The 13,789-nt window shown below is 64.9% G+C and carries 16 protein-coding genes; 12 read left to right on the top strand and 4 right to left on the bottom strand.

Annotated elements, in window-relative coordinates:
• Positions 1-13 precede the first annotated feature (13 nt).
• The 4 genes from G486_RS24405 to G486_RS0106425 all read left to right on the top strand — a co-directional run bounded on the left by G486_RS24405 (position 14) and on the right by G486_RS0106425 (position 1,953).
• Positions 14-127 carry a cytochrome oxidase small assembly protein gene (locus tag G486_RS24405; RefSeq protein WP_211233755.1) on the top strand — a complete coding sequence of 38 codons (114 nt, stop codon included), beginning with the start codon at positions 14-16 and terminating at the stop codon, positions 125-127.
• 23 nt (positions 128-150) lie between these two features.
• Entirely contained in the window at positions 151-786 is a 636-nt protein-coding gene (locus G486_RS0106435) for a cytochrome c oxidase assembly protein (protein WP_027014802.1), read from the top strand.
• The gene (locus tag G486_RS0106430) at positions 783-977 is read left to right on the top strand and encodes a DUF2970 domain-containing protein (RefSeq protein ID WP_027014801.1); all 195 of its coding nucleotides are present in this window, start codon (positions 783-785) and stop codon (positions 975-977) included. The genes G486_RS0106435 and G486_RS0106430 overlap by 4 nt, the downstream gene beginning before the upstream one ends.
• Before the next feature lie 94 nt (positions 978-1,071).
• Positions 1,072-1,953 carry a cytochrome c oxidase subunit 3 gene (locus G486_RS0106425; RefSeq protein ID WP_027014800.1) on the top strand — a complete coding sequence of 294 codons (882 nt, stop codon included), beginning with the start codon at positions 1,072-1,074 and terminating at the stop codon, positions 1,951-1,953.
• A 111-nt stretch (positions 1,954-2,064) separates the two neighbouring features.
• On the opposite strand, the gene G486_RS0106420 is transcribed toward G486_RS0106425, so the two are convergent.
• Positions 2,065-2,307 (bottom strand): twin transmembrane helix small protein, encoded by a 243-nt coding sequence (locus G486_RS0106420; RefSeq protein WP_027014799.1) that lies wholly within the window; start codon positions 2,305-2,307, stop codon positions 2,065-2,067.
• A 29-nt stretch (positions 2,308-2,336) separates the two neighbouring features.
• Between G486_RS0106420 and G486_RS0106415 the strand changes: the two genes are divergently transcribed.
• The 3 genes from G486_RS0106415 to G486_RS0106405 all read left to right on the top strand — a co-directional run bounded on the left by G486_RS0106415 (position 2,337) and on the right by G486_RS0106405 (position 4,813).
• Positions 2,337-3,128 carry an SURF1 family protein gene (locus G486_RS0106415; protein WP_027014798.1) on the top strand — a complete coding sequence of 264 codons (792 nt, stop codon included), beginning with the start codon at positions 2,337-2,339 and terminating at the stop codon, positions 3,126-3,128.
• Entirely contained in the window at positions 3,079-3,810 is a 732-nt protein-coding gene (locus G486_RS0106410; RefSeq protein WP_027014797.1) for a hypothetical protein, read from the top strand. The genes G486_RS0106415 and G486_RS0106410 overlap by 50 nt, the downstream gene beginning before the upstream one ends.
• A gap of 391 nt (positions 3,811-4,201) precedes the next feature.
• A complete protein-coding gene (locus G486_RS0106405; RefSeq protein ID WP_027014796.1) occupies positions 4,202-4,813 on the top strand; it encodes an SCO family protein in 612 nt (203 codons plus the stop codon).
• A gap of 18 nt (positions 4,814-4,831) precedes the next feature.
• Here G486_RS0106405 and G486_RS0106400 read toward each other — a convergent pair whose 3' ends face one another.
• Together G486_RS0106400 and rpoH are read right to left on the bottom strand one after the other, a co-directional pair.
• Complete coding sequence (locus tag G486_RS0106400; RefSeq protein ID WP_027014795.1) at positions 4,832-5,812, bottom strand: Bug family tripartite tricarboxylate transporter substrate binding protein; 981 nt, start codon at positions 5,810-5,812, stop codon at positions 4,832-4,834.
• Between the two features lie 79 nt (positions 5,813-5,891).
• Positions 5,892-6,833 (bottom strand): RNA polymerase sigma factor RpoH, encoded by a 942-nt coding sequence (gene rpoH / locus G486_RS0106395; protein WP_027014794.1) that lies wholly within the window; start codon positions 6,831-6,833, stop codon positions 5,892-5,894.
• Between the two features lie 325 nt (positions 6,834-7,158).
• On the opposite strand from rpoH, the gene G486_RS0106390 reads away from it, so the two are divergent.
• The gene (locus G486_RS0106390) at positions 7,159-8,184 is read left to right on the top strand and encodes a 2-dehydropantoate 2-reductase (protein WP_027014793.1); all 1,026 of its coding nucleotides are present in this window, start codon (positions 7,159-7,161) and stop codon (positions 8,182-8,184) included.
• A 72-nt stretch (positions 8,185-8,256) separates the two neighbouring features.
• Positions 8,257-8,688 carry a divalent-cation tolerance protein CutA gene (gene cutA, locus G486_RS0106385; protein WP_051303206.1) on the top strand — a complete coding sequence of 144 codons (432 nt, stop codon included), beginning with the start codon at positions 8,257-8,259 and terminating at the stop codon, positions 8,686-8,688.
• Between the two features lie 199 nt (positions 8,689-8,887).
• On the opposite strand, the gene ftsY is transcribed toward cutA, so the two are convergent.
• Complete coding sequence (ftsY, locus tag G486_RS0106380; RefSeq protein WP_027014791.1) at positions 8,888-10,075, bottom strand: signal recognition particle-docking protein FtsY; 1,188 nt, start codon at positions 10,073-10,075, stop codon at positions 8,888-8,890.
• A 28-nt stretch (positions 10,076-10,103) separates the two neighbouring features.
• Here ftsY and G486_RS0106375 point away from each other — a divergent pair, with 28 nt between their 5' ends.
• Genes G486_RS0106375 through rsmD form a run of 3 tightly spaced genes read left to right on the top strand, consistent with a single transcriptional unit; the run spans position 10,104 to position 13,669 of the window.
• Positions 10,104-11,585 (top strand): M16 family metallopeptidase, encoded by a 1,482-nt coding sequence (locus tag G486_RS0106375; protein ID WP_027014790.1) that lies wholly within the window; start codon positions 10,104-10,106, stop codon positions 11,583-11,585.
• Positions 11,586-11,597: 12 nt separating this feature from the next.
• Positions 11,598-12,965: a M16 family metallopeptidase gene (locus G486_RS0106370; RefSeq protein WP_027014789.1), complete on the top strand. Its 1,368-nt coding sequence runs from the start codon at positions 11,598-11,600 to the stop codon at positions 12,963-12,965.
• On the top strand, positions 12,962-13,669 hold the full coding sequence (gene rsmD / locus G486_RS0106365; RefSeq protein ID WP_027014788.1) for a 16S rRNA (guanine(966)-N(2))-methyltransferase RsmD: 708 nt from the start codon (positions 12,962-12,964) through the stop codon (positions 13,667-13,669). The genes G486_RS0106370 and rsmD overlap by 4 nt, the downstream gene beginning before the upstream one ends.
• Positions 13,670-13,789: the final 120 nt, after the last annotated feature.

Genomic DNA, 13,789 nt, shown 5'->3' with positions numbered 1-13,789 from the left:
CTAGGAGTCATGCATGAGCAGCAGTCCCGAACAACGCAAGGCCAATCTGAGGCTGGGCCTGATTCTGGCCTCGGTGGCCCTGGCCTTTCTGGCCGGCTTCATCATCAAGATGAGCTGGCTTGTCTGAGTCCTTGATCCAAGGAGGTGGCGGTGAGCGTGCGCAGTGAAAACGCAAAGATGGTGGGCAAGCTGGGCGTGATTGCCGCGGGCATGTTTGCGTTTGGCTATTTGCTGATTCCCATCTACAAGCACATCTGCGAGCTGACGGGCATCAACATCCTGTCCCTGTCCGAGCGCCAGGTGCCCGGCAATGGCGTGGCCGGGCGCGATGTGCGCGTGCCGGAGAACTCCCAGGTCGATACCAGCCGCACGATTACCGTGGAATTCGATGCGAATGCGCGCGGGCCCTGGGAGTTCAAGCCCGCCAAGCGCTCTTTGCAGGTGCATCCGGGCGAGCTGGCTACGGTCATGTACGAGTTTCAGAATGTGCAAAACCGCCGCATGGCGGCCCAGGCCATACCCAGCTATGCGCCGCGCCAGGCAGCATCGCACTTCAACAAGCTCGAATGTTTTTGCTTTTCGCAGTACACGCTGGACCCTGGCGAGAAGCGCGAGTGGCCCGTGGCCTTCGTGATCGATCCGCGCATCTCCAAGGACGTGACGACGATCACCCTGTCCTATACCTTCTTCGAGGTCGGGGGCAAGACGCCTTCGGCGCCTAGCTCCGCATTGAGCTCTGCGCCGGCGCCCGTGGCCGCAGCCCGGCATGAGGAGCCTTCTTCATGAGCCGGCCGGACAAGGGATCCTTCTGGCGCACCGTGCTGGCTGTGGCCTGGTCGATGTTCGGCGTGCGCAAGGGACGTGAATATCAAAAGGACATAGAGCGCATCACGCCGCTGCATGTGATCGGCGTGGGCCTGGTGGCCCTGGTACTGCTGGTGCTGGGGCTGATCGTGCTGGTCAGGCTGGTGGTCTAGCGCGGTACGGATGTAAGAGGGCTGGCCGGCAGGCGGGCCCGCAGCGTCAATTGAGTGGCAAGGGACAAGAAAACCGACAGTCAGGAGCTGAGCGATGAGTGCAATCACCCACGGCAAAACGCCTTATTACTACGTGCCGGCCGAGTCCAGCCATCCGATCATGGCGGCCATCGGCCTGTTCTTCGTGATCCTGGGCGCAGGCAACTGGATCAACGGCCACGACTGGGGCATGTACAGCTTCTACCTGGGTCTGGCCTGGTGGCTGGGCGTGCTGTTCTTCTGGTTCCGCGAGGCGGCGCGCGAGAGCGAGGCCGGCCTGTTCGGGCGCAAGATCGACCTGTCCTACCGCTGGAGCATGAGCTGGTTCATCTTCTCCGAGGTCATGTTCTTCGGCGCCTTCTTCACGGCTCTGTGGTGGGCGCGTGCGCATTCGGTGCCGGCCCTGGGTAGTCTGGACAACTCGCTGCTGTGGCCGGACTTCAAGGCCGTATGGCCGAGCATGGCCGCAGGCGCCACGGCCTCGCCTGCAGGCACGGTCGAGCCTTTCCAGACCGTGGGGCCGTTCTGGCTGCCCACGATCAACACGGCCTTGCTGCTGACCTCGGGCGTGACGCTGACCATTGCCCACCATGCGCTGCAGGCCGGCCGGCGCGCGCGCACCATCGCCTTCATGTGGATGACCGTGATTCTGGGCGTGGTCTTTCTGTGCGTGCAGGGCTATGAGTACTACCACCTCTATACCGAGCTCAACCTCAAGATGTCCTCGGGAGTGTTCGGCTCCACCTTTTTCATGCTCACCGGGTTTCACGGCTTTCACGTGTTCGTGGGCATGCTGATGCTGCTCTTCATCACGCTGCGCCTGCACAGCGGGCATTTCACCAAGGAGCGCCACTTCGGCTTCGAGGGTGCGGCCTGGTACTGGCACTTCGTGGATGTGGTCTGGCTGTTCCTCTACGTGCTGGTCTACTGGATGTAGGGTGTGCTTCAAGAATAGAAGCGCCTAGCGCTTGCTGTGCAACGGTTTTAGCGTGATTTATGTCTTAAACCAATGCCAGGCAAGCGCTAGGCGCTCTTGTTTTATTCTGGCTTATTGATGAGGGCCCCAGCCCGTGGGGTGGATGTAGCCGAGCTTGGCGGCCAGCAGCACGCAGATGAAGAGAGCGATGGACAAGGCCACGCGCAGGGCCAGCGCGCGGAACATGGAGCGGCTGCGGCGACCGTCGTCCTGATCGTCGTGCCCGCTGGCATCGCCGCGGCGCATCATGAAGAACAGGGCGCTGCCAAGGCTGGCGACAATGGCCAGAAAGGCCAGGGCGATCACGAATTTCATGGACGGATTATCGGGTGGGCTTGCAACGAATGCCAGAGCGCTGGCGGTTTCTACTGATCAGCCTGGCGGCCATGCTGGGCATGGCCGTCACGGCCTCGCTGGGGCGCTGGCAACTGCAGCGTGCGCACGACAAGGAGCAGCGCTTCCAAGCCATGGAGCGCCAGCAAAGCCTGCGGCCCTGGGCGAATGCCGATCTGGCCGCCTTGAACAGCCCCCAGGCCGAGGAGGTGCCATCCGCTCCCTGGCTGCACAGGCCGGCCATACTCCAGGGCCGCTGGCTGGCCGGGCAAACGGTTTATCTGGACAACCGGCAAATGCAGGGCCGGCCCGGTTTCTTCGTGCTCACGCCGCTGCGTCTGGCGCCGCCCCACGAGGACTTGATCGTGGTGGTGCAGCGCGGCTGGGTGGGGCGCAACTTTCAGGACCGCCTGGCCTTGCAGCCCGTGGAAACGCCCGCAGGCCTGGTCGAAGTCCGGGGCCAGCTGGAGCCGCCGCCTTCCAAGCTCTACGAACTGGGGGCCGAGTCTGCAGGCGCGGCCCCGTTTCACGGGGCAGACCCCGATGGGCAAACGCCGCAGCTGCTACAGAATGTGGACTTCGCCGCCTGGGCTGCGGCCAGCGGGCTGCGGCTGCAGGCCTATGGCCTGGTGCAGACCGATGCGCCCAGCCAGGGCCTGAGCCGAGACTGGCCCAAGGCCACGGCCGGGGTGGAGAAGCACTACGGTTATGCATTCCAATGGTTTGGCCTCGCGGCCTTGATTGCGCTCTTGTATGTCTGGTTCCAAGTCTTGCGACGCTTTATCCGCCCAGCCAGGGCCTGAATCAGGGCTTTCCGGGCCACTGGAGTTCACGGTCCACGGCCTGCCGAGGCCAGGCCAGGCCATGCTCGACTCCCAGCGCACGCGCAGCGGCCGCTGGAAGATGCTGGCCGTGCTCGCGGTCTGCGCGGCGCCCGTGGTTGCGTCCTACTTTACCTACTACGTGCTGCGGCCCGAGCAAAAGCGCAACTATGGCGAACTCATCGCTGCCCAGCCGGGCCTGCCCGAGGTGGTGGCCCGCACGCTGGAGGGCTTGCCCAAGCCCCTGGCCGAACTCAAGGGGCAGTGGCTGCTGCTCAGTGTTTCGGGCGGCGCCTGCGACGAGGTCTGCCAAAGCAATCTCTATCTGCAGCGCCAGCTGCGCGAATCCCTGGGCAAGGAAAAAGAGCGCCTGGACTGGGTTTGGCTGGTCACCGACGAGGCGCCCGTGGCCGAAGCCCTGAGCCCGGCCCTGGCCCAGGCCACGGTGCTGCGCCTGCCCGCCGACGTGGTCCAGGGCTGGCTCAAACCCGCAGACGGGCGCGGGCTGGCCGAGCACTTGTACGTCGTCGATCCCCTGGGACACTGGATGATGCGCTTGCCGCCCAGGCTGGACAAGGCCGGCGCAGCCAAGGCCAAGCGCGACCTGGACCGGCTGCTGCGCGCTTCGGCCTCCTGGGATACGGCGGGCCGCGGCGCTTCCTGAGAGCGTGTTTACGATCTCTACGCTGCCGCGTTGGAGCGCAATCGGGATGAGTTCAAAGCGATGGGGCGCAGCTTGCACCGGGGTGCAAGCAAGGGCCAGCGCTAAGAAATCGCCCGATTTCGCTCCAACCCTTGGGGCCAGTGCCTTTGCGGGCGGTCTACAGCGTTGCGAATCCTCGCAATAGCACGGCTATTGCTGCGGTGTCGCGCCTTGTATCCCATCCCGCAAAGACACTGGCGCGGCACCGAGGAGATCGTAAACACGTTCTGAGAGCATGGTCAGGTCCTGAGATGAGGCCAGGCTGCGCAGGGGTTTGTGCTTTGCGGTTATGGTCAGGGACTGTGCCGCCCGGCCGGACGGCATGTGTACATGCTAGGAACTTCGAGAAACCATGAACAAACGAATGGCGCTGCGCGGCTTGGCAGCCGCAGCCTTGGCGGCCGGCTCCGCCTCTTTGCTTTCGGCCTGCTCGCCCCAGGGCAAGACCAGCTTTCAGGGCGTGGACGTGACCGGCGCCGACTATGCCAAGGACCTTCCGCTCAAGGATGTGGACGGCCGACAGCGCAGCTTGAAAGACTTCGAGGGCAAGGTCGTGGTCGTGTTCTTCGGCTACACCCAGTGCCCCGATGTCTGCCCCACGACCTTGCAGGAGCTGGTCGAGACCAAACAGATTCTGGGTGCCGATGGCGACAAGCTGCAAGGCATCTTCGTCTCGCTGGACCCGGAGCGCGACACGCCCGAAGTGCTCAAGGCCTATCTGGGCAACTTCGACGAGAGCTTTGTGGGCCTGCACGGCACGCCCGAGGAAATCGCGGCCGTGGCCAAGGATTTCAAGATCTTCTACCGCAAGGTGGCGGGCACGACCGAGAGCACCTATACGCTGGACCATTCGGCCGGCAGCTATGTGTTCGACACCACGGGCCGCTTGCGCGTCTACGAGCGCTATGGCGCAGGACCCCAGGTGCTGTCGGCCGACGTCCAGGCCCTGCTGGGCGAGGCCTGATCCGGCCGCCCGCGAGCCTTACTGGGCGCGTATGCCCTGCTCGCGGATGATGCTGCCCAGGGCTTTCACATCCTGCTGAATGCGGATGGACAGGCCTTCGGGCGAGCTGCCCACCACCTGCCAGCCCTGAATCGCCAGGCGCTCGCGCATTTCGGGCGTGCGTACGACTTCGCTCACGGCGGCCGCCAGCTTGCTTACATGAGCCTGGGGCATGGACTTGGGCGCGGCCACGGCATTCCAGATTTCCAGATCCAGCCCGTTGACGCCCAGCTCCTTGAGGCTGGGCAGGCCAGGCGCCAGCGGGCTGCGCGCGGCCGAACTCACACCGATGCCACGCAGCTTGCCTGCCTGTATCTGGGCCATGGCCAGGGCCGGGGGCAGCATGGAAAGTTGCAGGTCGCCGCCTTGCAGGGCCTGATAGACCTGGGGGTAGCCGGGGTAGGGTATGTGCTCGGGGTGCAGGGCCGCGCGGTTCTTGAGCAACTCCATGCCCAGGTGACCTACCGTGCCCACGCCGGGCGAGCCATAGCTCCATTTGTTGCCAGCAGCATGTGCGGCCTGCAGAAAGGCCTTGCCCTCGGATGCAGAGGCAGGTGCCACGAGGACCAGGGGCGCAACGCCCAGCAGGCTCACGGGCTGCAGATCGGTCAGCGGGTCGTAGCGCAGGCCGGGATTGAGCAGCTTGGCAATCGTCATATTGCCGTTGATCATCACGCTGAAAGTGTGGCCGTCCTTGGCCTTGGCCACATACTCGCCGGCAATGTTGCCGCCTGCGCCCACGCGGTTTTCCACGATGATGGTCTGGCCCAGCTTTTTCTCCAGCGGCTCGGCCAGCGCGCGCGCCGTGAGGTCGGGCGAGGAGCCCGCAGGAAAGCCGACGATGAGGTGCAAGGTGCGGCTGGGCCAGTCGGCGGCCGCAGGGGCAGCCATGGTGGGACCGGCTATCAGGGCCGCGCCCGAAAGAGCCAGGGCGCAGGCGAAGAGACGACGTGTGACCATGAGTCTGAACTCGCAAAGAAAAAACCCGCAGATTATGCGGGTTTTTCTGGAGGGCCGGTTTGCAGGTGCTTTGAAGGGCTCAGGCGAATTCGGCCAAGGCCTTCTTCATCTTCTTCATGGCCGCAACCTCGATCTGGCGGATGCGCTCGGCGCTCACGCCGTACTCGGCCGCAAGCTCGTGCAGCGTCATGCCGCCCGAGCCGTCGTCGTTGACCTTGAGCCAGCGCTCCTCGACGATGCGGCGGCTGCGCGCATCCAGCGCTTCCAGTGCCATGGCAATGCCGTCGCTGGCCAGATGGTCGCGCTGGCGCGATTCGATCATGGCCGTGGGCTCGTGGGCGCCATCGGCCAGATAGGCGATGGGGCCGAAGGCCTGCTCGCCATCGTCGCTGGGCGAGGGGTCGAGCAGCACGTCGCCGCCTGCGAGGCGGGTTTCCATCTCAATGACTTCTTCGCGCTTGACATTGAGCTTCTCGGCCATGGCATCGATCTCGGAGGCCGTGAGCGTGTCGCGCAGCATGGCATCGTCGGCCATGGCAGCGTCGGACTTGAGGCCTTGCTTCATGGAGCGCAGATTGAAGAACAGCTTGCGCTGGGCCTTGGTCGTGGCGACCTTGACCATGCGCCAGTTCTTCAGGATGTACTCATGGATCTCAGCCTTGATCCAGTGCATGGCATAGCTGACCAGGCGCACGCCCTGGTCGGGGTCGAAGCGCTTGACGGCCTTCATCAGGCCCACGTTGCCTTCCTGGATCAGATCGCCATGGGGCAGGCCGTAGCCCAGATACTGGCGCGAGATCGAGACCACGAGGCGCAGGTGGGACAGCACCAGGCGCCCGGCGGCATCGAGATCATTGTGTTCCTTGAGCTTGCGGGCGTAGCCCTGCTCCTCTTCAAGAGTGAGCATGGGCAGGCGGTTGACGGCAGAGATATAGGCATCGAGGTTGCCCAGCGATGGCACCATGGACCATGCGGTCGCGGGAGCCAAAGTGGTCGCAATGGTGCCGGTGGTGTAGGTCATTGCAGAGTTCCTTTCTTCCATATATCTTGATATTAGCACTCGGTTGGAGTGAGTGCTAAGCGCAAAAGTTCCCTGTTTCCAGGCCATCTCTCACTGGGGCGAGTGCTTGAGTGATGTGATTCGTTGCAGGAGCATGGGTTCTAGAGTAGCAAATTCTGGATTCCTAGGGTTGTTACCAATCTTCCCTTTGGCTTGTAGGCCCAAGATGCCGATGCCTTGTCTGGCCCGTGTGTTTGTGGCTTTATGCAAAATGCTCGCAGGTCCGGTCGGCCTGCTGCTCCGGCACAGGCTTTTTCCTGCTTGCTTTTCCATCTTCTCTCAGCCTATGCGCATTCCCGATACATCTTCCTCAACTTTCAAGGCCTGCATTTTTGGCGCTGGCGCCATCGGTGGCTGGATGGGCGCTGCGCTGGCACGTGCGGGCTGCGAGCTGAGCGCCGTGGCACGCGGTGCCACGCTGCAGGCCCTGCGCACCAACGGCCTGGAGCTGGTCGATGAGGGTGGGCGCCAGCGTTTTGCGCTGCGCGCCGAGTCCGAGCCCGAGGCATTGGGCGTGCAGGATCTGGTGGTGATCTCCGTCAAGGCTCCGGGCCTGGCCGATGTGGCCCGGCGCATTGCGCCGCTCATAGGGCCGCAGACCCTGGTGCTCACGGCCATGAACGGCGTGCCCTGGTGGTTTCTGCAGGCCGGTGTTGCGGCTGAGCTCAGGGGGCGCCGGCTGACCAGCGTGGATCCTCAGGGCAGCATTGCGGCAGCCATGCCGGAAAAACAGGTCATTGGTGCCGTGGTTCATGCGAGCTGTTCGCTGGATGCGGCCGGCGTGGTACGTCGCCATTTCGGCAATACCCTGATTCTGGGCGAGCCCCTGGCCGAGGCCGGCCAGCCGCTCACACCCAGGCTGGAGGCGCTGACGGACCTGCTGGTGCGGGGCGGCATCGATGCCAGGGCTTCGACGCACATACAGCGCGATGCCTGGTACAAGCTCTGGGGAAACATGACCATGAACCCGATCAGTGCGCTCACGGGGGCGACCACCGACACCATCCTGGGTGATGAGCTGGTGCGTGATCTGGTCACGCGCGTCATGCTGGAGGCCAAAAGCATAGGCGAGCGCCTTGGGCTGCCGATTGCCGAGACTCCCGAAGACCGCCACGCGGTCACGCTCAGGTTGGGGGCGTTCAAGACCTCCATGCTGCAGGATGTGGAAGCGGGCAGGCCCGTGGAGCTCGATGCCCTGGTGGGCGCAGTGCGTGAGCTGGGGCAGATCTGCGCCATGGACACGCCTTTTACCGATGCCTTGCTGGGCCTGACCCGGCTCAGAGTCCGGGAGCTTGGTTTATTGCCGCGATGAGGTTGACGCATTGTGGCAAATCGTCAAGTGCTGATACATTTCGCACCCATACGCTGACTAAACTGGCTGCTCATGATCTCCCCCATTGCTGAAGTCCCCAACGCCCGATCCTCTGGATCGACTGCTTCGCGTCATGCGCGCACAGATGTCCACTGGGCAACCCTGTGCGTGGTGGCGACTACGGTGGGCAGCGAGCAGGCCGCCCATGCGCTGGCCCAGAGCCTGGTGCAGCAGCGGGCTGCAGCCTGCGTGCAGGTTGAGCCCGTGACATCGCATTTCGAATGGCAGCAGCAACTGCGTGCCGAGCCCGAATGGCGCCTGACCTGCAAGACCTTGCCCGATGTGCTGCAAAGGCTGACGGCGCTGATCCGCGCAGTCCATGAGTACGAGGTGCCCCAGATCACCATGCGCACCGAGCGCTGCCTGGACGACTATGCATCCTGGGTCAAGGCCCAGGTCTCGCTCAAGGCCCCGGCTCCCGATCACCTGAGCCAGGCAGCATAAAAAAGAGAGCGCCTAGCGCGCTCCCTGCTTCATTTTTTGATGGGTTCAGTTCTGAGAGTCAATAGGGATAAGCGCTAGCTACTTCTTTGTTGATAGCGGTCTGCGCCTTGCCTGGCATCGCCCTGCATCGCGCATTGCATCAGGCTGTGGCGCAGCTGCAATCCCAGGGCCGCCTTCGCGGACGGCAGCCCGGGCGCTTTCAGGACAGCAGGGCCTGCGCGAATTCCCGGGCGTCGAAGGTCTCCAGGTCCTCGATCTTCTCGCCCACGCCGATGAAGTACACGGGCAGCGGGCGCTCCTGGGCAATGGCTGCGAGCACGCCGCCCTTGGCCGTGCCGTCGAGCTTGGTGACGATGAGGCCGGTGAGCTGCAAGGCATCGTCAAAGGCCTTGACCTGGGCCAGTGCGTTCTGTCCCGTGTTGCCGTCGATGACCAGCAGCACCTCGTGCGGCGCCGTGGCATCGGCCTTGCTGACCACGCGGCGGATCTTCTTGAGCTCTTCCATCAGGTGCAGCTGCGTGGGCAGGCGGCCTGCGGTGTCGACCAGCACCACGTCCTTTTTGCGTGCCTTGCCTGCGCAGACCGCATCAAAGCTCACGGCCGCAGGATCACCGCCTTCCTGGCTGACGATTTCCACGGTGTTGCGGTTGGCCCAGACGCCCAGTTGCTCGCGCGCCGCCGCGCGGAAGGTGTCGGCTGCGGCCAGCAGCACGCTTTGGCCCGCATCGGCCAGGTGCTTGGTGAGCTTGCCTATGGAGGTGGTCTTGCCCGCGCCGTTCACGCCGGCGACCATGATCACCGTGGGCTGGTGCTCGCCGATGACCAGGGGCTTTTGCAGCGGCTGCAGCAGATCGCAAAGTGCATCTGCGAGCAAGGTCTTGACGGCGGCAGGCTCGGTGGCCTTGGCCTGCTTGACGCGCGCGCGCAGGTCGGTGAGCAGGTGCTGGGTGGCCTTGACGCCGGTGTCGGCCATGAGCAGTGCGTCTTCGAGCTCCTCGTACAGCGTCTCGTCGATCTGCGTGCCCGTGAACACCGTGGCAATGCCGGAGCCGGTCTTGCGCAGGCCGGCCTTGAGGCGCTGCATCCAGCCCTGGCGATCTTCTGCCTCGGGCTTGGCTGCGGGCTCGGGCAGGGCGGCGAGGGCGGTGTCCGGCGCGGCTGGCGCCTCGCTCTCGGGCTTGGCGCCAAAAGGCTTGCGCCACCAGGTGCCCGAAGAGATTTCCGAGGGCTGCTCTGCGGCATGATGGGCGGTCTGCTCCGCAGCGTCTGACGCTGGCGGGGAAACAGGTTGTGGCTCGGCCAACGGCTGAACGGGCACAGACGTTTTGTCCTGTGCGTTATCCGGGGCGGCTGCGGGGCTGGGTTTTTTCTTGAAAAAGCTGAACATCGGCGGATTCTTAGAATCGCACCATTCTATGAAACATGCACTTCTTTATCTCGGCGCAATAGCCTGCCTGGGCGCCGGGGCAGCTCAGGCCCAGGGTCAGGGGCCGACTCCGGCAGCCGCATCGGCTTCGTCGGTTCTTGCTGCGCAGGCGTCGGCAAGCTCCGCGCAGGCGGCTGCTCCCCAGCAATTCACCTTGAAAAACGGCATGCAGCTCATCGTCCAACCCGACAGGCGCGCGCCCACGGCCGTGCACATGCTGTGGCTGCGCGTGGGGGCCATGGACGAGGTGGACGGCACCTCGGGCGTGGCCCATGCGCTGGAGCACATGATGTTCAAGGGCAGCAAGAAGCTGGCTCCGGGCGAGTTCTCGCGCCGCGTGGCTGCGCTGGGCGGTCAGGAGAACGCGTTCACCAGCCGCGACTACACCGGCTATTACCAGCAGATTCCCGCCAACCGGCTCGAGGACGTGATGCGCCTGGAGGCCGACCGTTTTGCGAACAACCAGTGGCCGGACGAGGAGTTCAAGAAGGAGATCGAGGTCGTCAAGGAGGAGCGCCGTATGCGCACCGAAGACCAGCCGCGCGCCATGCTGATCGAGCAGTTGTTCGCAGCCACCTTCATGGCCTCGCCCTACCACCGGCCCGTGGTCGGCTGGATGAGTGATCTGGATGCAATGACCCCTGGCGACGTGCGCGCCTTTCACCGCCACTGGTATGTGCCGCGCAATGCGGCCGTGGTTGTGGCTGGTGATGTGGACGTGAACAAAGTGCGGGTCTGGGCCGAGAAATACTATGGCGCCATCCCCTCCAGGGCCGTGCCCGAGCGCAAGCCGCGCACCGAGCCCGAGCAGATCGGCCTGCGCCGCATTGTGGTCAAGCAGTCCGCCGAACAGGGTTTTGTGGCGCTCGCGTTCCGTGTGCCCACGCTGTCGCGCGTGGAGAAGCTGCAGGCCCAGGACCGCGATGCCCTGGCCTTGCTCATGCTCTCGGCCGTGCTCGACGGCTATGACGGCGCGCGTCTGGAGCGCGCCCTGGTCCAGGGCCAGGACCGTGTGGCCGATGGTGCCAGCAGCTCGGCGGCCATCATGGGGCGCGGCCCCAGCCTGTTCATGCTCACGGGCGTGCCGGCCCAGGGCAAGAGTGCCGACCAGGTCGAGGCTGCGCTGCGCGCCGAAGTCGCAAGAATTGCCAGGGACGGCGTGGAGAGCGCCGAGCTTGAGCGCGTCAAGACCCAATGGATGGCTTCCAACGTCTACGAGCGTGACTCCGTCATGGGCCAGGCCCAGAGCCTGGGCAGCTACTGGGTGCAGTCCATGCCGCTGGATGCGGAGGACAGGCTGCTGGCCGAGTTGCGCACCATAGGTTCGGACGACGTCCAGCGCGTGGCCGCCCAGTACTTTGGCGATGACCAGCTCACCGTGGCCACCTTGCTGCCCCAGCCCCTGCCCGAGGGCGGAAAGCCGCGCCGCCCGGACAGCGGCGCATCCGGCATCGGCGCTCCCTTGCATTGAGATGGATGGAATATGACAAGTATGAAAAAGATAGCTGCTAGCGCTTTACTGGTAAGCGCTACAGGCGTTTTTTATGCAAATCCTGCCTGGGCCTTGCTGCCCATAGAGCATTGGACCCAGGCCAGCGGCGCCCAGGTCTGGCTGGTCAACAGCCCGGGCATTCCCATGGTCGATGTGCAACTGGATTTCGATGCGGGCAGCCGCCGCGATCCGCAGCAGCAAGCCGGCTTGGCCAGTGCTGTGGCGCAGATGAGTTCCAAGGGCGTGGACGCCCTGGGCCAGCAGGCGGCGCTGGACGAAAACGGCCTGGGCCAGGCCTGGGCCGATCTGGGGGCCAGCTTTGGCGCCCAGGCCGGGCGCGACAGCTTTGGCTACGGCCTGCGCTCGCTGACCGAGCCTGCGCTGCTCGAGCGTGCCGTGGCCCTGGCAGCACGCCAGATCGCCAGCCCCAGCTGGCCCGAGGCGGTCTGGCAGCGTGAGCGCCAGCGCTGGAGTGCGGCCATCAAGGAATCCGACACCCGACCGGGCACGGTGGCCGGCAAGGCCTATCGCAGCGCCGTGTTCGGCAAGCACCCTTATGGCGCCATGTCCACGGTGCAAAGCCTGGAGCAGATCGGCATCGAGGACATCAAGGCCTTTCACCAGAACCTCATCGCCGCCTGCCGTGCCAAGGTCAGCATCGTCGGCGCGGTCAACCGCGAGCAGGCCGATGCGTTGGTGCAAAAGCTGTTCGCTCCGCTGGAGCAATTGCGCGAGGCTCAAGGCCGCAAGGCGGATTGCACGCCCCTGCCCGAGGTGCCCAAGGTACAGGCACTGGACAAGCCCGTGAGCGAAAGCCTTGCCTTTGCCTCGGCCCAGGCCCAGGTGCTGATCGGCCAGCCCGGTATTGCACGCAGCAGCCCGGACTTTCTGGCCGTGCTCGTGGGCAACCATATTCTGGGCGGCGGCGGCTTCACCTCGCGCCTGACCGAGGAGGTGCGTGAAAAGCGCGGCCTGAGCTATAGCGTGTACAGCGACTTCTCTCCGGGGCTGGATGCAGGAGCGTTCACCATCGCCCTGCAGACCCGGCCCGACCAGGCCCGGCAGGCACTGCAGGTCGCCCAGGAGACGCTCCAGCGCTTCGTGGCCGAAGGCCCGACGGAGAAGGAGCTCAAGGCCGCCAAGGACAACCTGATCGGCGGCTTTGCGCTGCGCATAGACAGCAACCGCAAGCTGCTGGGCAATGTCTCCAACATCGCCTGGCACGGCTTGCCGCTGGACTATCTGGATCACTGGACCGATCGAGTCCAGGCGCTGACTGTGGCTGATGTGCGTGCCGCCATGCAGCGCATGTTGCAGCCCGAGCGCATGGTCACCGTCGTACTGGGAGCCAAGTCATGAGCCGCAACAGCATCAAACTGCATACGCCGGCCGGACGGCGCTGGCTGGAAAAAGCCGTGACCCAGGCGGGTGAAGACGGCAAGGCCGCAGCACCCCAGCCGGGCAAAAATGCCAAGGCCGGTGCCAAGCCGGCCATGGGCGCGGGCGAGATCCGCATCATCGGCGGGCAATGGCGGCGCACGCGCCTGCCCGTGGCCCAGCGCCCGGGTCTGAGGCCCACGCCAGACCGGGTGCGCGAGACCTTGTTCAACTGGCTGGGTCAGGATCTGACCGGCTGGCATTGCCTGGATGCCTTTGCGGGCACGGGCGCGCTGGGGCTGGAGGCCGCTTCGCGCGGCGCTGCCAGCGTGCTCATGAACGAGCAGGATGCCGCCCTGGTGCAGCAGGTGCTGGGCCTGTGCGAGCGCCTGAAGGCGGCCAATGTGCGCGTGCTGCGCGGCGAGGCCATCAACTGCCTGCGCCAGGCCGTGCCCGGCTCCCTGGATCTGGTGTTCATCGATCCGCCTTTCGATGCGCTGGATTTGTTCATTCCCGCGCTCAAGGCCGCAGCCCAGGCCGTCAAGCCCGGCGGATTCGTGTACCTGGAGGCTCCGCGCGCCTGGGAGGCTGGTGAGCTGGAGTCGCTTGGCGGCCTGGAGCTCTACCGCCACCTCAAGGCCGGTGCCGTGCACGCGCACTTGCTGCAGCGCCCCGAGGCAGGGTAGGAAATGGCCGCCGGCGCTTCTCGGTGCGGCGCCGGCAGCCGTTTCGTCTGGCGCTCTTGCCGGATGGGCCATGCATAATGCGCTTTCCCCGGGCTGGCCCGGGGGTAGAAATCCAAGGAG

It is taken from the genome of Comamonas composti DSM 21721 (genome assembly GCF_000429845.1).
Lineage (GTDB): Bacteria > Pseudomonadota > Gammaproteobacteria > Burkholderiales > Burkholderiaceae_C > Comamonas > Comamonas composti.
Note: the sequence above shows the minus strand (reverse complement) of the source record. Positions and strands in the feature narration are given on the sequence as shown.